This window comes from Cryobacterium sp. PH31-L1, assembly GCF_030063145.1.
Lineage (GTDB): Bacteria > Actinomycetota > Actinomycetes > Actinomycetales > Microbacteriaceae > Cryobacterium.
The window spans coordinates 664,670-682,550 of record NZ_JASISM010000001.1; the positions used below are offsets into that span (position 1 = coordinate 664,670).

The following is a 17,881-nucleotide window of genomic DNA, read 5'->3' on the forward strand; positions in this document are numbered from 1 at the left end:
TCAGTGTCCGCCGCCAAGGTTGCCAGCGAGACGGGTGTGCAGCTCGTGGCTGGCCTCGTTGAGGCCCTCGATCACAACGTGCTTGTCGTGTCGGGCGTACTTGTAGGTGATGGCGTCGAGGGTGGCGACCGTCGAGGCATCCCATATGTGTGAGGCCGACATATCGATGACGATGCGGTCGGGGTCGTCTGCGTACTCGAACTGGGTCATCAGGTCGTTGCTGGAGGCGAAGAACAGCGCTCCGGTCACCGTGTAATACGCGGTGGGAACGGGCTGGTCGAGTTCTGCAGTGCGTTCCACCCGAGCGAGGTGGGCCACGCGGCGGGCGAACGCGACCATCGCAACGATGACCCCGACGACGACGCCGATCGCCAGGTTGTGGGTGAGAACGATGACGACGACCGTGGCGACCATGACGGTGGTCTCGCTCTTCGGCATCCGCTTGAGGGTTGAGAAACGGATGCTGTGCCAGTCGAACGTGAGATAGGACACGATGATCATCACCGCCACCAGCGCGGCCATGGGCACGACGGCGAGCACTTCGCCCAGCCCGAGAACCAGCACGAGCAGAAAAATGCCCGCGAGGAAGGTGGAGATGCGGGTGCGAGCACCGGAGGCTTTCACGTTGATCATGGTCTGGCCGATCATGGCGCAACCACCCATGCCACCGAAGATGCCGGACATGACGTTGGCAACGCCCTGACCCCAGGTCTCGCGGGTCTTATTGGAGTGAGTATCGGTGATTTCGTCAACGAACTTCGCCGTCATGAGGGACTCGAGAATGCCGACGAGGGCCATGCCGAGCGCGAACGGCGCGATGATGGTGAACGTTTCCCAGTTGAGAGGAACGCTGGGGAGGAACAGTTCGGGCAGGCTCTTCGGCAGTTCGCCCTGGTCACCGATCGTCGGCACGTTGAGGCCGATGACCACGGTTGCCACGGTGAGTACCACGATCGCGACGAGCGGTGCAGGAATGACCTTGGTGATGCGTGGCATCACGATCATGATGATCAGGCCGGCGGCGACGAGCGGGTACACCAGGAACGGAACGTCGAGCAGCTGGGGGAGCTGTGAGGTGAAGATGAGGATCGCGAGGGCGTTGACGAAGCCGACCATAACGCTGCGCGGGATAAACCGCATGAGCTTGGCGACGCCGACCAGGCTCAGCACGATTTGGAACACCCCGGCGAGAATGACGGTGGCGACGAAGTATTCCATCCCGTAGTCGCGGGCGACCGGGGCGATCACGAGGGCGACAGCGCCGGTTGCGGCGGTGATCATGGCCGGGCGTCCGCCGACGAACGCGATGGTGACGGCCATGACGAATGAGGAGAACAGCCCGACGCGGGGGTCGACGCCGGCGATGATCGAGAAGGCGATGGCCTCCGGAATCAGGGCCATCGCCACGACCAGTCCGGCGAGCACTTCGCGGGTGAGCAGGCGGGGCGTGCGCAGCGCGGTGAGCACCGAGGGTTCCGCCTTATAGCGGTTGGATGCAGCGGATTTTTGAACGACGGCCATGAGGCCTCCAGAAGCTGGGCCGACAATGCGGCCGAAATGGATAGGTAAGAGTTGGGTGGGCGCCGCAGTGCGCACCTCCACCGGACCTTGAGGCCGTACCCGCACGGGCAGGGCTATCAAGGACAATGGTGGGAGAGTGGGCTCACAGTTGAATGTCAGCCGACTTCTGCAACACTACCCTAACGTAAGGGTTGAATGTGACCCCAAAGAAAGAGGCTTCCGGTGGAACCAGGCGCGACAGGCCCTGCGGTCACGATGCATATCGGCGAACTCGCCGACAAGACCGGGCTCTCGCTGCGCACGATTCGGCACTATGACGAGGTCGGCCTGCTCAAGGCATCCGCTCGTACCGAGGGCGGGTTTCGGCTGTACTCGCCCGACGATTTCACTCGGCTGATGCTCATTCGTCGCATGAAACCGCTCGGCTTCACCCTCGACGAGATGACAGCGCTGCTGGCGGTCATCGACTCCCGGCAAGGCGGTGGAGCGGATGCCGACACTCCCGAATCAAGGCAGCAGCTGGATGCCTTCATCACCGACACTGTTGAGCGCCGCCAGAGGCTTCAGGATCAGCTGGGCATGGCCGACGAGTTTCTCGAGCTACTGCGCGCGCAATAGCAGCTGCCCGAGATCGAACAACCAGCGAATTCCACGATAGGTGTGGATGGGCAAAATGCGGGCATCGACGGATTGCCCGCATTGGCGGCAGCTGCAGAAGGGGCTTAGAACCGCGTGATTACGCGGATCTAACGAGTGTGCCCCCAGGCAGATTCGAACTGCCGCCCCTGCCTCCGGAGGGCAGTGCTCTATCCCCTGAGCTATGGGGGCCAGGGTGGTTCAAGGTTAGCATCATGCCCCGGCTGCCAAGACCCACCACGGGCCAGCCGACAAAATCTGCTAGCCGAGGTGCGACATTACCGTCGAGATGAGTGGCTCGGCATCGCCGGGTTCGAAGAACGCGGAGGTGCTGAGCGTGACCCAGTACTTTTCCGTGAAGACCTGGGCCTGACCGACGCCATTCGCGTAGGTGAAGAAGCCGTCCACGGTCGGCGGGGTGCCGTAGCTGGGAACGGCCTGGCTATCGGCATCCGCTTGCTGCTTGAGCGTGGTTATCAGCACATCGTTGGGGGCCACGACCGAGATCTCGATGAGCTCGCCGCTGGTCTGGTTCGACCAGCCGCAGGTGAGGCCGTTGTACTTTGCCGCGGTCTCGCCCAGGCTGCCGGCACTCGGCGAGTAATCGGGAGCGGTGCCGTAGTTGGGGTTGAAATCGTAGACATCCTGCAGGGTGAGCAGATCGCCACAGGTCTGTGTGATCGCGGATCCGGTCGCTTCCGCCGTCGGCGTCGGAGACGATGACGGAGCAGCGCTCTCGGCGGGGTCAGCGGATGCCCCGCTGGTCGCGGACGCGGAATTCGTCGGCTTGGGCTGGTCACCACCACTGCACCCGGTCAGAACGAGGGCGAACAGGGTGCCAGCGGCGAGCAGGACGCCGGTCCGGCCACGAGCGGAACGAACGAGAGTGGGGTAGACGCGTGTATCAGTCACGCGTTGACCTTACCAACTGGAGGGGCCGGTACGATTGACCGGTGACTCCTGCCGAACTCTCCCAGTCCCTGTTTGACCTCATTCTCGACGTCAGCGAGCGCCGACGCGAGGCTGACACGGTTGGGGTAGACCTCGGACTCACCCTCGCCGACGTCGCCGTCGAGCGACCACGCAACCGCGACCACGGTGACTGGGCCTCGAGCATCGCGCTCAAGATTGCCAAGCCCCTCGGTGCCAACCCGCGAGAAATCGCCGCCGAACTGGCAGCCGGTCTCGAACAGCTGAGCGATGTGGCCTCCGTTGAAATCGCCGGTCCGGGCTTTATCAACATTCGCCTCGAAGCGGCGGCGGCCGGCGCACTCGCGCAGACCATCGTGACCCTCGGCGACACCTACGGCACCGGCCACCTCTATGACGGTCTCAGGATCAACCTCGAATTCGTCTCGGCCAACCCCACCGGCCCGATCCACATGGGCGGCGTGCGCTGGGCCGCGGTCGGCGACAGCCTCGCTCGCGTGCTGCAGGCCGAGGGCGCCGACGTCACCCGCGAGTACTACTTCAACGACCATGGTTCGCAGATCGACCGCTTCGCCCGCAGCGTGCTGGCGAGCTACCTCGGCGAGCCCACCCCCGAAGACGGTTACGGCGGAGCCTACATCGGCGACATCGCAGCGACTGTGCTCGCGATGTACGACGGCGACGTTTCAGCCCTGCCCCGGGACGAACAGCAGGAAGTGTTCCGCTCCATCGGAGTCGACCTCATGTTCACCGAGATTAAGGAGAAGCTGCACGGCTTCGGCGTGGACTTCGACGTGTACTTTCACGAAGATTCCCTGCACGAATCCGGTGCCGTCAACCGCGCCATCGAACGCCTGCGCGAACAGGGCCACATCTTCGAAGCGGATGGCGCCATCTGGCTGCGCACGACCACTTTCGGCGACGATCGCGACCGGGTGATCATCCGCTCCAACGGCGAACCCGCCTACATTTCGGGCGACCTCGGCTACTACCTCGACAAGCGTGAGCGCGGCTTCGACCAGTGCCTGATCATGCTCGGCGCCGACCACCACGGCTACGTCGGCCGCATGATGGCGATGGTCTCCGCCTTCGGCGACAAACCCGGCATGAACCTGCAGATTCTGATCGGCCAGATGGTCAACCTACTCAAAGACGGCGAACCCGTGCGTATGTCGAAGCGCGCCGGCACCATCGTCACCCTCGACGACCTCGTCGACGCCGTCGGGGTCGATGCCGGGCGGTATGCCCTGGTGCGCTCGAACAGCGACTCACAGCTCGACATCGACCTCGACCTGCTCGGCAAACGCACCAACGACAACCCGGTTTTCTACGTGCAGTACGCCCATGCCCGCACGTCGGCGGTGGCGCGCAACGCTTTGGCCAGCGGCGTCGAACGAATCGTCTTCGCCCCCGAACTGCTCGTGCACGACAGCGAATCCGCGCTGCTCGGCGTGCTGCAGGAATACCCGCGCATCGTCGCCCAGGCCGCCGAACTGCGGGAGCCGCACCGCGTGGCCCGCTACATCGAAGAGGTCGCTGGTTACTATCACCGCTGGTACGACAACTGCCGGGTCATTCCGCTCGGCGAAGAACCGATCACCGACCTGCACCGCACCCGACTGTGGCTCAACGACGCCACCGGCCAGGTGATTCGCAACGGTCTCGGCCTGCTCGGCGTGACCGCCCCGGAGCGCATGTAATCATGGCCAGAACCAAACGTCGCGGCCTCGTTCCGCTGATCATTGTGGGCGTGCTCGCCGTGCTGCTCGTCGTTGCCTACTTTCTGGTAGACGGCGGGCTGCGCGCCTTCGCGCAGGACACGGCCGAGAAAGAAATCACCAAGAGCATGCCCGCCTCGGTGACCGGTGACGTCAATGTCACCATCGGCGGCACCTCGGTGATCGCCCAGTTCATCGCCGGCAGCTTCGACCAGGTGGAACTGACCGCACCCAGCCTCACGGTAGACGGCGTGCCGGCATCCGTTCACGTCGTGGCTCGTGATGTGTCGACCAACACCGCCAAGGCCATCGGCTCCCTCACCGCCACCCTAGACATCGACCAGGCCGCGCTCAATCAGCTGGTGCAAGCCTCCGGCACCGCGCCTGCCGACGCCGTGATGACACTCGGTGACAAAGTCGTCACCTACACCGGCACGGTGAAATTGTTCGAGTTCAACGTGGGCTACAGCGCCACCGCCACGGCCACCGCCGCCGGTGACACGCTGAACATCGCACCCACCGAAGCCACCGTCACAAGCGGAGTCGGCGATATCGACGCGACACCCTTGGTCAATCTGATTCTCCAGCAGGCGCCCATCAGCGTCTGCGTCGCCGGGTACCTGCCCGAAGGCGTCGAACTGAACGGTGTCGACATTTCCCCCGAGCGGGCACGCGTTACGCTGGAGTCGAGCACGCTCATGCTCACCCGGCAGTCGCTGACCACCCTCGGCACCTGCTCCGGCTAATTCGAACCTCGCCACCTGCGGCGGTAGAATCCAGTCAGGCACGCCCCATTCGCGGGCTGGCTCATTTTCCGGCTTCAGGGACCAATCCGGGTTCGCTCGCTGAGATTCCCCTTCGACTCTCGTGAGGTACTTCCCGTGACACTTGATCCCTCGGACGGCTCGTCCAACCCACTGGCACCCGACTGGCTGCACATTCCCGCTGACGCCAACGCGCTCACCCCCGGACTCTGGCCGGCCTCGACCATTCGTAGCGGCACCGGCGAACTCGTGGTCGGCGGAGTGAGCGCCACGGCCCTCGCCGCCGAATTCGGCACCCCGCTTTATGTCATCGACGAAACGGATGCCCGGTCCCGCGCCGCCGAGCTGCTCGCCGTGTTCCAGGCCGAGTTCGCACGCATCGGCACGAGCGCCAAGGTGTATTACGCCGGCAAGGCCTTTCTCTCCACGGAGGTCGTGCGGTGGATGACCGCCGCCGGCCTCAACATCGACGTGTGCAGCGGCGGAGAACTCGCCGTCGCGCTGGCCGGCGGTGCAGACCCCGTCCGGCTCGGTTTTCACGGCAATAACAAATCCCTGGCCGAACTCGATGAGGCCACCCGGGTCGGTGTCGGCACGATCGTGATCGACAGCAAGGTCGAAATCGGCCGCGTCGCCGAAGCGGCAGCCCGCAACGGCCGCGTGCAAAATGTGCGCCTACGCGTGAACAGTGGCGTGCACGCGCACACCCACGATTTTCTGGCCACCTCGCACGAAGATCAGAAGTTCGGCATCGTGCTCAGTGACGCGCCCAGGCTGGTCGCGCTGATTCGCGCTGAACCGGCGCTCAACTTCGTCGGCCTGCACTGTCATATCGGTTCGCAGATCTTCGGCGCTGACGGATTCGCCGAGTCGGCCGCACGTCTGCTCGACCTGCACGCCGCCCTGCTGGCGGATGGTCCGGTGCCGGAACTCAACCTGGGCGGGGGCTTCGGTATCGCTTACACGAGCGCCGACGAACCCACTCCGATTCACGAACTCGCTCGCGCTCTGGCCGACATCGTCGCCGCCCAGTGCGATCGGCTGGGCATCCCGCTGCCGGTCGTGGCTTTCGAACCCGGCCGGGTCATCATCGGTCGTTCCGGAGTGAGCCTGTACCGCGTCGGCACGACCAAAGCCGTCGACGTCTCGGGTACGCAGCGGCTCTATGTCAGCGTCGATGGCGGCATGAGCGACAACGTGCGCCCGGCCCTCTACGGCGCCGACTACGCCGTACGCCTCGCCGCCCGTACGTCGACCGAACCTCCGGTGCTCGTGCGTATCGCCGGCAAACACTGCGAGAGCGGCGACATCGTCGTCGACGCTGACTATCTGCCCGGGGATGTGACCCCGGGCGACCTGCTCGCCGTGCCCGCCACCGGAGCCTACTGCTGGGCGCTGTCCAACAACTACAACTATCAGGGCCGCGCGCCCGTCGTCGCTGTGTTGAATGGCACAGCGCGTGTTCTGGTGCGCGGCGAAACGATTGCCGACCTGCTCGCGCGGGATACCGGGATACCTCAATCAGGCACCAAAAACGGAGGAGAATCTTGAAGCTCGAATACCGCAATCTGCGCGTCGCCCTCCTCGGCGGTGGATCTGTCGGCGCCCAGGTGGCCCGACTGCTGCTCGAACAGGGCCCTGAGCTTGCCAACCGGGTCGGGGCCACGCTCGAACTGGTCGGCATCGCGGTGCGCGACGTGAACGCGGAACGCACCGTCGACCTGCCGCGCGAACTATTCACCACCAACGCTGAAGAACTCATCCTCGGGGCCGATATCGTCATCGAGCTCATGGGCGGCATCGAGCCGGCCCGTAGCCATATCCTGCTGGCGATCAGCAGCGGAGCGGATGTCGTCACCGCCAACAAGGCGCTGCTCGCCCTGCACGGCCCAGAGCTGTTCGCCGCGGCGAACCAGGTCGGCGCCCAGATCAACTACGAGGCCGCCGTCGCCGGGGCTATTCCCATCGTGCGTCCGCTGCGGGAAAGCCTCGCCGGCGACCAGGTGAAGCGCATCCTCGGTATCGTCAACGGCACCACGAACTTCATTCTCGACCGGATGGATACCGAAGGGTCCAGTCTAGAAGACGCGCTGGCCGAGGCCACCGCGCTCGGCTACGCAGAAGCCGATCCGACCGCGGACATCGGCGGGTTCGACGCGGCGCAGAAGGCGGCCATTCTGGCAAGTCTGGCATTCCACACGACGGTGCCGCTGGCATCCGTTTATCGCGAGGGCATCACGCAGGTCACGCCGGCGCAGATCGAATCGGCCCGCAAGGCCGGCTATGTCGTGAAGCTGCTGGCCATCTGCGAGCGGGTCACCGATGAGAACGGGGTCGACGGGGTGTCGGCGCGGGTCTACCCGGCGATGGTTCCGCGCAGTCATCCGCTGGCCTCGGTGCATGGCGCCAACAACGCTGTTTTCGTCGAGGCGGAATCCGCCGGAAGCCTCATGTTCTATGGCGCCGGCGCCGGGGGAGTGGAGACGGCCTCTGCCGTACTCGGCGACGTCGTCTCGATCGCCCGGCGTCACGTCGCCGGCGGGCCGGGAGTGGCTGCGTCGAGCCACGCCGAACTGTCCGTTTTCGACATCGGGCGGGTCACCACCCGCTATGCCGTGACCCTCGAAGTCACCGACGAACCCGGCGTGCTCGCGACCATCGCGAGCGTGTTCAGCAAGCGCAAGGTCTCCCTCGCGCTCGTGGAACAATCCATGACACCCGCCGTGATCGGCACCGCGAGTCGCGCAGCCCGCTCGGCCACGGCTACCCTAGTAATCGGGACCCATGACGCAACGGAGGCCGCACTCGCCGCCACCGTGCAGGACCTGGCCACCAACAGTGTCGTCAGCGAAGTCGCATCCGTTTTGAGAGTTGAAGGAGTCTGATGTTTAGCCCAAGCGAGACCAGTGCCAGCCTGACCAACCCCGCGGCGATCGTCTGCCGCCAGTGGCGCGGCGTGCTGAACGAATACTCCGACCGACTGAACATCTCGGCCGCGACTCCGATCATCACCCTGGGTGAGGGTGGAACGCCGCTCATTCCGGCCGCCGCGCTCTCCGCGCGCACCGGCGCGAAGGTCTGGATCAAGTTTGAGGGAATGAACCCGACCGGGTCGTTCAAAGACCGCGGTATGACCATGGCCATCTCCAAGGCCATGGAAGACGGTGCGAAAGCCGTCATCTGCGCCTCGACCGGCAACACCAGCGCCTCAGCTGCCGCCTACGCCACCCACGCCGGCATCACCGCCGCCGTGCTCGTGCCGGAAGGCAAGATCGCCATGGGCAAGCTCAGCCAGGCCGTCGCGCACAACGCCCAGCTGCTGCAGGTGCAGGGCAACTTCGATGACTGCCTCGACATCGCCCGCGATCTCGCCACCAACTACCCGGTGCACCTGGTCAACTCGGTCAACCCCGACCGCATCGAAGGCCAGAAGACCGCAGCCTTCGAGGTCGTCGAAGTGCTCGGTGACGCCCCCGACTTTCAGTTCGTTCCGGTCGGCAACGCCGGCAACTACACGGCTTACTTTCGCGGCTACAGCGAAGAGGTCGCCCGCGGCGCCACCACGAAGCTGCCGCGCATGTTCGGCTTCCAAGCCTCCGGCAGCGCCCCGATCGTGCTCGGCCACCGCGTCGAGCACCCCGACACCATCGCGAGCGCCATCCGCATCGGCAACCCGGCATCGTGGGACCTCGCACTGAACGCCCGTGAGCAGAGCGACGGCTACTTCGGCGCTATCACCGACCCGAAGATTCTCGAAGCCCACCGCATTCTCTCGGCCGAGGTCGGCATCTTCGTGGAACCGGCATCCGCTATCGGAGTCGCCGGCCTGCTCGAGCGTGCCGAAGCCGGATTCATTCCGAAGGGATCGACCGTGGTCATCACGGTCACCGGCCACGGTTTGAAAGACCCGCAGTGGGCGCTACGCACCGCGGACGGTTCCGATGTCGTACCCACCATCGTTCCGGTGGACACCGCTGAAATCGCCAGCGTTCTGGGCCTGGGCAAGGCATGACCAGTTCTGTCTCCCTGATCGGCCGCGCTGTCTCGGTGCAGGTTCCGGCGACGACGGCCAACCTCGGCCCCGGCTTTGACACGCTAGGTCTGGCGCTGGCCAAGTACGACCAGCTCGAGGTGACCGTGCGGAGCGAACCCGGCGTGTTCGTCGAGGTGCACGGTGTCGGTGCCGGTGTGGTTCCCACCGACGAAACCAACCTTGTCGTGCGGGCCATCATCCACACCTTCAACGCTGTCGGCCAGCCCCTGCCGGGGCTGGACATCGTCGCGCATAACGTCATCCCACACGGGCGCGGCCTCGGTTCCTCCGGTGCTGCCATCGTGTCGGGCATCATGGCGGCCAAGGGCCTGCTCGAGGGAATCGTCGATATCGACGCCGAGATGCTGCTCGTTCTTGCCACCGAGATGGAAGGTCACCCCGACAACGTGGCACCCGCTCTGTTCGGCGGACTGACCATTGCCTGGACGACGCCGGAGGGACCTCGCCACAAGAAGCTCATGGTGCACCGCGGTGTCAAGCCGCTCGTCTTTGTGCCCGAGCAGGAGATGTCTACCGCCCTCGCGCGCAGCCTGCAGCCGGCCTCGGTGCCGCACGAAGACGCCGTGTTCAACCTGTCGCGTTCAGCGCTGCTGATCGCCGCGCTCATCCAGAGCCCCGAGTTGCTGCTGGCCGCGACCGAGGACAAACTACACCAGAGCTACCGTGCTGCTGCGATGCCGGAGACGAACAAGCTGATCACCCTCTTGCGCGCGGCCGGCTTCGCTGCGGTTGTGTCCGGCGCCGGGCCATCCATTCTGGTGTTGGCGAGCGACCCGAGTCAGCGCTTGGTGGCTGCCGAACTCGTGGCCAGCAACTCTGATACCCCGTGGCGAGCACTCATGCTCGCCGTCGACGTGCAGGGTGCGACCGTGCATTCGCTCACGCCGGCGGAGACTGCCGCGTAGCGAGCAGTCGAGTCGAGTCGGCATGCGCGGCGCGCGTACGCTCGGCCGGTCCGCGGGCTGTCGAAGCGACTGGCTCCAGAGTGCTATGGTTGTTGTGCACCCGATAGAAACCGCCTTGAGCGACATCTTCTCCGGTGCATTCCCTGTACCTCACTGTTATTGCGATTTTCTGCGTAGCGGTGGGTGTTTACACCAATCCCCTCCATTTGTCGGATTGGATCACCCGCAGCGCAATTCTCGCTGCATACATCTCTCCTGACCTGAATTTTTGTTCGGCAGGGGAAAGGAACCCCCTTCGTGACTGATGTCAACCTCCGCGCCGCTGGCTCGGATCTTCCCCGCCTGAGTACCCTTCGCGTGTCCGAGCTTCAGGCTCTGGCCCTTGAACTGAAAATCCCCGGCGCTTCCAAACTTCGTAAAGGAGAGCTCGTGGAGGCCATCCAAACGGCTCAGTCCGGCACGAGCGCCGCTGCTCCCGCCGAGGCTCCCGTAGTCGCGGCTGCGCCCGTAGCTGAGGCGGCCCCTGTCGAGGCTGCCCCTGTCGAGGTCGCTCCCGAGATCGCACCGGTCGAGAGCCTCGCCGAGGCCCTTGAAACGGCCCCGCGCAAGCGTGCACCGCGTCGTGCCAGTACCGCGACCGCCGCTCCCGCCAAGTCCCACGTCAACGCCGACGCCAGCACCGGATTCGGCATCATCCTGCCCGACGCTCCGGCCGCCGGTTCGCGCATCGCTCGCAACGCCCGCGGCGTTGTGGCGTCCACCATTGCTGCCCCCGCTGGCGACGATGCTGCCGCTACCACAGCGGATGCTGACAAGCCGGTTCGCCAGGCACGCAAGCGCGTGCAGGTCGCACCGGTGCACCTCGACGACGCTGCCGCTGTGGTCGCCGACACCGCTGACGCGCCCGCCGATGCACCCGTAGAGGTCGCGTCATCCGCTCGCCGTCCATCCCGGCGGGCTTCGTCGCAGCGCACTGCCGCCGTTGTAACCGACGAGACGCCTGCTGGGTCTGACGATGTCGCCGATTCTGCAGAGGTCCTGACCGACACGTCGGATGAATCCACGGACGAGTCGACCGACCAGTCGAATGATCAGCAGAACGATTCCGGTGCACCGCGTCAGGGCCGCAGCCGCAGCCGCAGCCGCGGTGGTGACCGTGCGCAGGGCGGAGACCGCAACCAGGGCGACCAGAACGCGCAGAACCAGAACGACCGTGGCCAGAACGACCGCAACCAGAACGGCACCAACGACGAGGGCATGACGCGGGCGCAGAGCCAGCGTCAGGCTCGCAACGAGCGCAACCAGGAACGCAACCAAGAGCGCGCGCAGGCACAAGCCGACCGCAACCAAGGTCAGAATGACCGTGGTCAGGACCGAAACCAGGGTCAGAACGAGCGCGGCCAGGAACGCAACCAGAACCAGAACGACCGCAATCAGGGTCAGAATGACCGTGGTCAGGACCGAAACCAGGGCCAGGAACGCAACCAGCTCGACGACGACCTGAACGGTCGCGGCAACCGCAACCGGTACCGTGACCGCAAGCGTCGCGGCCCGAACCAGGGCGATGACTTCGAACCCGAGGTCAACGACGATGACGTGCTCATTCCCGTCGCCGGTATTCTCGACGTGCTCGACAATTACGCGTTCGTGCGCACCTCCGGCTACCTGCCCGGTGCGAGCGACGTGTACGTCTCGCTCGGCCAGGTCAAGAAGTACAATCTGCGCAAGGGTGACGCCGTCGTCGGCTCGATCCGTCAGCCGCACGAGGGCGACCAGTCCGGCCGTCAGAAGTACAACGCCATCGTCAAGGTCGATTCCATCAACGGCCAGACCGTTGAAGAGGCCGCGGCCCGCGTCGACTTCCACAAGCTGACCCCGCTGTACCCCACCGAGCGCCTGCGCCTCGAGACCGAGCCGGGCAAGCTCACGCAGCGCATAATCGACCTCGTCGCCCCGATCGGCAAGGGTCAGCGCGGCCTGATCGTGGCACCGCCCAAGGCCGGCAAGACCATTGTCATGCAGCAGATCGCGAACGCCATCGCCACCAACAACCCCGAGGTCCACCTCATGGTCGTGCTGGTCGACGAGCGTCCCGAAGAGGTCACCGACATGCAGCGCACGGTCAAGGGTGAGGTCATCGCCTCCACCTTCGACCGCCCCGCCGAAGACCACACCGTCGTCGCCGAGCTCGCCATCGAGCGTGCCAAGCGTCTGGTCGAGTTGGGCCACGACGTCGTCGTGCTGCTTGACTCCATCACCCGCCTCGGCCGCGCCTACAACCTCGTGGCCCCGGCCTCCGGCCGCATCCTCTCTGGCGGCGTCGACGCATCCGCTCTGTACCCACCGAAGCGTTTCTTCGGTGCGGCACGCAACATCGAGAACGGTGGCTCGCTCACCATCCTCGCCTCCGCACTCGTGGAGACCGGATCCAAAATGGACGAGGTCATCTTCGAGGAGTTCAAGGGCACCGGCAATATGGAACTGCGCCTGTCGCGTCAGCTCGCCGACAAGCGCATTTTTCCGGCCGTCGATGTGAACGCCTCCGGAACTCGGCGCGAAGAAATGCTGATGAGCGCCGATGAGGTCAAGGTCACCTGGAAGCTGCGCCGCGCCCTGGCCGGGCTTGAACAGCAGCAGGCGCTTGAGCTCATCCTCGGCCGTCTCAAGGAGACCTCGTCGAACGTTGAATTCCTCATGCAGGTTCAGAAGTCGATGCCGACCCTGAACGGGTCAGACAAGGACAAGTAATGTTCGAATCCGTCCTCACGCTGCTGGCCGAGCACGACGACCTGCAGTCGCAGTTGGCGGATCCGGAGCTGCACGCGAATCCGGCCCGTTCGAAGAAGGTCAACCGGCGCTACGCCGAGTTGAGTCGTATCATCGCGGCGTACCACGAGTGGAAAGAGGTTGAAGACAACCTTGAGGCCGCTCGTGAGCTCGCCGACGAAGACGCTGCCTTCGCCGAAGAGATCCCGGACCTCGTGGAGCAGCTCGACACGACGGCAGAAAAGCTGCGCCGTCTGTTGATCCCGCGCGACGAACTCGACGCCCGCGACGTGATCATGGAGATCAAGATGGGGGAGGGCGGCGCGGAATCGGCACTGTTCGCCGCCGATCTGCTGCGCATGTACCTGCACTACGCCGAGTCGAACCGCTGGAAAACCGAGATCATCGAGCAGACCTCGAGCGACCTCGGTGGTATCAAAGATATCCAGCTCGCCATCAAGGGTAATTCGAGCGACCCGGCCGAAGGCGTGTGGGCGCACCTCAAGTACGAGGGCGGTGTGCACCGCGTGCAGCGCGTGCCTGCCACCGAATCGCAGGGACGCATCCACACCTCAGCGGCCGGCGTGCTCGTCTTCCCCGAGGTCGACGAGCCCGAAGAAGTCGAGCTGCACCCGAACGACCTCAAGATCGACGTGTATCGGTCGAGCGGCCCCGGTGGCCAGTCGGTCAACACCACCGACTCTGCAGTGCGCATCACGCACCTTCCCACCGGAATCGTGGTGGCCATGCAGAACGAGAAGTCGCAGCTACAGAACAAGGAAGCCGGCATGCGTGTACTGCGCGCTCGCGTTCTGGCCCGTCAGCAGGAAGAGATCGATGCGGCAGCGTCGCTCGTGCGCAAGGGGCAAATTCGTACCATGGATCGCTCAGAGCGCATTCGTACCTACAACTTTCCGGAGAACCGCATCGCGGATCACCGCACCGGTTACAAGGCGTACAACCTCGACGCCGTCATGAACGGAGCCCTCGGCCCCGTCATCGACTCCTGCATCCACGCCGACGAGGAAACCCGCCTGGCTGAGCTCGGCGACCCCGAGTAGCTCCTGCATCAACCTAACCGGGCCCGGGCCCGGAAACCGGGCCCACGATAGAACATGGGCCCACTTTCCGGGCCCGGGCCCGGTCGTATTTCTAGAGGTAGTATTCGGGGTCGAGGGTGCCTCCACGGGCTGACTCAACCGTCGCGGGAGTTTGCGGGCGAATTGTCGCCGGCACTCCCACGAGCAGCGACCGCGGGGGAGCGTTCTTAGTCACTACGGCGTTCGAGCCGATCGTGCTCCAGGCACCGATCGTGATCGGGCCGAGCACCTTGGCGCCGGCTCCGACAGTGACACCGTCATCCAGAAACGGATGCCGCCGCACCCCGCGCGCATGCCCGTGACGGCTCTTACCGCCCAGCGTCACCGCGTGGTACAGCATCACATCGTCGCCGAGAATCGCCGTCTCACCGATCACGACGCCCATGCCGTGGTCGATGAACAATCGGCGCCCGATTGTCGCCCCGGGGTGAATCTCAATCCCGGTCAGAAACCGGTTCACCTGCGACAGCAGGCGAGCAGGGAGGTGAAGCCCGGCGCGCCACAAACGGTTAGCGATCCGGTACGACCAGACCGCGTGCAGCCCACTGTAGGCCAGGAAAACCTCGGTGTTGCTGCGCGCGGCGGGGTCGTGGGTGCGCGCAGCCGCGATATCTTCGCGGAGGCGCCGTAAGGGATTCATTTAAGGGCAGACAGCGTTCACTTAGTCCAGCAGGTCTTCGTAGAGCACCGTCGAAATGTACCGCTCGCCGAAGCCGGGAACAATCACGACGATGGTCTTGCCAGCGTTCTCGGGGAGCTTTGCCTGCTCGAGCGCAGCCCAGACGGCGGCGCCACCGGAGATGCCGCCGAGGATTCCCTCATCGGTGCCGAGTGAACGCGCCGTGGCGAGCGAGTCGGCCAGGGTCACATCGGTGATCGAGTCGTAGACCTCGCGGTTGAGGGTTTCCGGCACGAAATTCGCGCCGAGACCCTGGATCTTGTGCGGACCCGGCTTGCCGCCGGTGAGGATGGGCGAGTCGATCGGCTCGACACCGACAACTTTGAGGCCCGGCTTCTGGTCCTTGAGGTATCCGCCGGCGCCGGAGATGGTGCCGCCGGTGCCGATGCCCGCGACGAGAATGTCGACGGTGCCCTCGGTGTCAGTCCAAATCTCCACGCCGGTCGTGGCACGATGGATGGCCGGGTTGGCCGGGTTGGTGAACTGGCTGGCCAGAACGGCGCCCGGGGTGTTCGCGACGATCTCGGCGGCCTGCTCGACCGCGCCACGCATGCCGTCGGCACCAGCGGTCAGCACGATTTCGGCACCGTAGGCGCGCATCATGACGCGGCGTTCCTTGCTCATGGTTTCCGGCATAGCCAGAATGACCTTGTAGCCGCGGGCTGCGCCGACCATAGCCAGGGCGATGCCCGTGTTGCCGCTGGTGGCTTCGACGATGGTTCCGCCCGGCTTGAGCGAGCCGTCCTTCTCGGCAGCGTTGATGATCGCGACGCCGATGCGGTCCTTGACACTGCTGGAGGGGTTGTAGAACTCGAGCTTCGCGAGCACGGTGGCGCCGAGGCCGGCGGTCAAACGGTTCAGCTTGACGAGGGGGGTCCCACCGACGGCTTCGGTGATGTCGGAATAGATCTTGGGCACGGGGGCAACTTTCATTCGGTTTTCATTCGGTGAAATTCGGTGGGGGGGCCGCCTCCAGCCTATGTCTCCCGGCCGAAAAGCGGTTGGTGGGTTACATTTCACTACGTGCCTTCTTCAGATTCTGCCCTGCCCGAGACCATCACTTCCTTACGAAATCGAGCGATCAGAGCGCTGACCTCTGCTGGTATCACCGACCCGAAGGTCGACGCCGACCTGCTGATCGGCCACGTGCTCGGCCAGAGCCGCGGCGAAGTGCAGGCCGGCAGCATCCTGAATCGACCGGTTAGTCAAGCGGATGCCGCCACCATCATCGCCCTGCTGGCCCGCCGCAGCGGGCGCGAGCCCCTGCAACACATAACGGGGCGAGCACCGTTCCGTTCCCTTTCGCTGAATGTGGGCCCCGGCGTGTTCGTGCCGCGCCCCGAAACCGAGCAGGTTGCCCAGTTCGCCATCGACGCCCTGCGTTCCATGCCGGATCCGGAGCCGATCGGTATCGACCTCGGCACGGGAAGCGGCGCGATCGCCCTGGCCCTGGCGACCGAGGTGCCGCACGCGCACATTTTCGCGATCGAGAACTCGCCGGAAGCGTTCCCGTGGACCACCCGCAACTTCATCGAGGTCGGCGCCGCCAACGCCACCCTCGCCTTCGGCGACCTCGCCGACGCCTTCGTTGAACTGGACGGCACTGTGGCCGTCGTCATCTCTAATCCGCCCTACATTCCAGCGGATGCGATTCCCCGCGACCCAGAGGTGCGCCTGTTTGACCCTGCCCACGCCCTGTTCGGTGGCTCGGACGGACTCGACGTCGTGCGCAGCGTGTCAGCAACCGGGCTGCGCCTACTGCGCGCCGGCGGGGTTCTCGTGATCGAGCACGGCGAGCTGCAGGGCGCCGCGATCCGTCAGTTGCTGGCAGCCGATGGCTGGCGGGCCCCGGCCACCCACCGCGACTACACCAGTCGGGACCGGGCCACAACAGCACTGCACCCCTAAAAAGAACCCCGCCAGTCGGCGCATACGCTCTTCACGACAGCACTGGGTTAGAATTGCCGGAAATGACACGCATCTACGATTGCACGAGCGAATCCACCACGAGCGAATCCACTACGGGCGAAAACTACAGCGCGAATATCGCCTTGGCGCGCACCGCTATCGGTCGCGGGGCGCTCGTCGTCATCCCCACCGACACGGTCTACGGAGTGGCCGCTGACGCGTTCAACGCTGAGGCCGTTCAGCTGCTCCTCGACGCGAAGGGCCGCAGCCGGCAGTCGCCGCCACCGGTTCTCATTCCCGGTATTCCCACCCTCGACGCCCTCGCCGTCGACGTGCCGCAGCCGGTCCGCGACCTGGTCGCAGCATTCTGGCCCGGGGGACTCACCGTCATCGTCAACGCCCAGCCCTCGCTGGTCTGGGATCTCGGCGAAACCCGCGGCACCGTGGCGCTTCGCATGCCGAGCAACCAGGTTGCACTCGACCTGCTCGCCGAAACCGGCCCGCTCGCGGTGTCCAGCGCCAACCTGAGCGGGATGCCGGCCACCACTGACGCCCAGGCTGCTGAAGCGGCCCTCGGCGAGAGCGTCGACGTGTACCTCGACGGCGGCACCGCTGGCAGCACCTATGAGAGCGTGTTCGGTCAGACGGGCGATGGATCATCGACGATCGTGGACGCCACCGGTTTCGAGACCAACGGCGGTTTTCTGCACATCGTGCGCAACGGCGTCATCTCCCGCGACGCCATCGAGGCCGTCGTGGGTGACGTGCTCGCGGCCGCCCCCGCCGTTCCCGGGCTTCCGACGATCTCGGCCGACGCGGATGCGGCACCAACCCTTGCCGCCCCGTCCCAGGACGACCGCACTGACGAGATTCAGGATGAAACGGACGCCAGCCGGTAGC

General features: G+C 65.2%; 15 protein-coding genes and 1 tRNA gene. 11 read left to right on the forward strand and 5 right to left on the reverse strand.

Features of this window, described 5'->3' with window-relative positions; translation table 11 throughout:
* Complete coding sequence (locus tag QMF22_RS03235) at positions 1-1,521, reverse strand: SulP family inorganic anion transporter (protein ID WP_283450314.1); 1,521 nt, start codon at positions 1,519-1,521, stop codon at positions 1-3.
* Between the two features lie 255 nt (positions 1,522-1,776).
* Between QMF22_RS03235 and QMF22_RS03240 the strand changes: the two genes are divergently transcribed.
* Entirely contained in the window at positions 1,777-2,139 is a 363-nt protein-coding gene (locus tag QMF22_RS03240; RefSeq protein WP_283450739.1) for a MerR family transcriptional regulator, read from the forward strand.
* Positions 2,140-2,277: 138 nt separating this feature from the next.
* Here QMF22_RS03240 and QMF22_RS03245 read toward each other — a convergent pair.
* Together QMF22_RS03245 and QMF22_RS03250 are read right to left on the reverse strand one after the other, a co-directional pair.
* A tRNA-Arg gene (locus QMF22_RS03245) sits at positions 2,278-2,349 on the reverse strand.
* Positions 2,350-2,418: 69 nt separating this feature from the next.
* Entirely contained in the window at positions 2,419-3,069 is a 651-nt protein-coding gene (locus QMF22_RS03250; RefSeq protein ID WP_283450315.1) for an iron ABC transporter ATP-binding protein, read from the reverse strand.
* Between the two features lie 41 nt (positions 3,070-3,110).
* Here QMF22_RS03250 and argS point away from each other — a divergent pair, with 41 nt between their 5' ends.
* From argS to prfA, 8 genes are all read left to right on the forward strand, one after another.
* Positions 3,111-4,787: an arginine--tRNA ligase gene (gene argS, locus QMF22_RS03255; RefSeq protein ID WP_283450317.1), complete on the forward strand. Its 1,677-nt coding sequence runs from the start codon at positions 3,111-3,113 to the stop codon at positions 4,785-4,787.
* Positions 4,788-4,789: 2 nt separating this feature from the next.
* Positions 4,790-5,551: an LmeA family phospholipid-binding protein gene (locus QMF22_RS03260; RefSeq protein ID WP_283450320.1), complete on the forward strand. Its 762-nt coding sequence runs from the start codon at positions 4,790-4,792 to the stop codon at positions 5,549-5,551.
* 135 nt (positions 5,552-5,686) lie between these two features.
* A complete protein-coding gene (gene lysA, locus QMF22_RS03265) occupies positions 5,687-7,120 on the forward strand; it encodes a diaminopimelate decarboxylase (protein WP_283450322.1) in 1,434 nt (477 codons plus the stop codon).
* Positions 7,117-8,454: a homoserine dehydrogenase gene (locus QMF22_RS03270; RefSeq protein WP_283450324.1), complete on the forward strand. Its 1,338-nt coding sequence runs from the start codon at positions 7,117-7,119 to the stop codon at positions 8,452-8,454. Before lysA ends, QMF22_RS03270 begins: the two co-directional genes overlap by 4 nt.
* The gene (gene thrC, locus QMF22_RS03275) at positions 8,454-9,581 is read left to right on the forward strand and encodes a threonine synthase (RefSeq protein ID WP_283450326.1); all 1,128 of its coding nucleotides are present in this window, start codon (positions 8,454-8,456) and stop codon (positions 9,579-9,581) included. Before QMF22_RS03270 ends, thrC begins: the two co-directional genes overlap by 1 nt.
* Complete coding sequence (thrB, locus tag QMF22_RS03280; RefSeq protein ID WP_283450328.1) at positions 9,578-10,528, forward strand: homoserine kinase; 951 nt, start codon at positions 9,578-9,580, stop codon at positions 10,526-10,528. Before thrC ends, thrB begins: the two co-directional genes overlap by 4 nt.
* A 297-nt stretch (positions 10,529-10,825) precedes the next feature.
* A complete protein-coding gene (rho, locus tag QMF22_RS03285; RefSeq protein WP_283450330.1) occupies positions 10,826-13,276 on the forward strand; it encodes a transcription termination factor Rho in 2,451 nt (816 codons plus the stop codon).
* The gene (prfA, locus tag QMF22_RS03290; protein WP_283450333.1) at positions 13,276-14,355 is read left to right on the forward strand and encodes a peptide chain release factor 1; all 1,080 of its coding nucleotides are present in this window, start codon (positions 13,276-13,278) and stop codon (positions 14,353-14,355) included. The genes rho and prfA overlap by 1 nt, the downstream gene beginning before the upstream one ends.
* Before the next feature lie 91 nt (positions 14,356-14,446).
* Here prfA and epsC read toward each other — a convergent pair whose 3' ends face one another.
* Positions 14,447-15,034: a serine O-acetyltransferase EpsC gene (gene epsC / locus QMF22_RS03295; RefSeq protein ID WP_283450334.1), complete on the reverse strand. Its 588-nt coding sequence runs from the start codon at positions 15,032-15,034 to the stop codon at positions 14,447-14,449.
* Between the two features lie 21 nt (positions 15,035-15,055).
* Complete coding sequence (gene cysK, locus QMF22_RS03300) at positions 15,056-15,991, reverse strand: cysteine synthase A (protein WP_283450740.1); 936 nt, start codon at positions 15,989-15,991, stop codon at positions 15,056-15,058.
* Positions 15,992-16,096: 105 nt separating this feature from the next.
* Between cysK and prmC the strand changes: the two genes are divergently transcribed.
* Positions 16,097-16,981: a peptide chain release factor N(5)-glutamine methyltransferase gene (gene prmC / locus QMF22_RS03305; RefSeq protein WP_502846897.1), complete on the forward strand. Its 885-nt coding sequence runs from the start codon at positions 16,097-16,099 to the stop codon at positions 16,979-16,981.
* A gap of 62 nt (positions 16,982-17,043) precedes the next feature.
* On the forward strand, positions 17,044-17,880 hold the full coding sequence (locus QMF22_RS03310) for an L-threonylcarbamoyladenylate synthase (RefSeq protein ID WP_283450336.1): 837 nt from the start codon (positions 17,044-17,046) through the stop codon (positions 17,878-17,880).
* Position 17,881 lies beyond the last annotated feature (1 nt).

Coding starts and splice junctions, on each gene's coding strand:
- thrC (WP_283450326.1), top strand. CDS start 8,454: ATGTTTAGCCCAAGCGAGACCAGTGCCAGCCTGACCAACCCCGCGGCG.
- QMF22_RS03260 (WP_283450320.1), top strand. CDS start 4,790: ATGGCCAGAACCAAACGTCGCGGCCTCGTTCCGCTGATCATTGTGGGC.
- QMF22_RS03240 (WP_283450739.1), top strand. CDS start 1,777: ATGCATATCGGCGAACTCGCCGACAAGACCGGGCTCTCGCTGCGCACG.
- QMF22_RS03235 (WP_283450314.1), bottom strand. CDS start 1,521: ATGGCCGTCGTTCAAAAATCCGCTGCATCCAACCGCTATAAGGCGGAA.
- epsC (WP_283450334.1), bottom strand. CDS start 15,034: ATGAATCCCTTACGGCGCCTCCGCGAAGATATCGCGGCTGCGCGCACC.
- thrB (WP_283450328.1), top strand. CDS start 9,578: ATGACCAGTTCTGTCTCCCTGATCGGCCGCGCTGTCTCGGTGCAGGTT.
- prfA (WP_283450333.1), top strand. CDS start 13,276: ATGTTCGAATCCGTCCTCACGCTGCTGGCCGAGCACGACGACCTGCAG.
- QMF22_RS03310 (WP_283450336.1), top strand. CDS start 17,044: ATGACACGCATCTACGATTGCACGAGCGAATCCACCACGAGCGAATCC.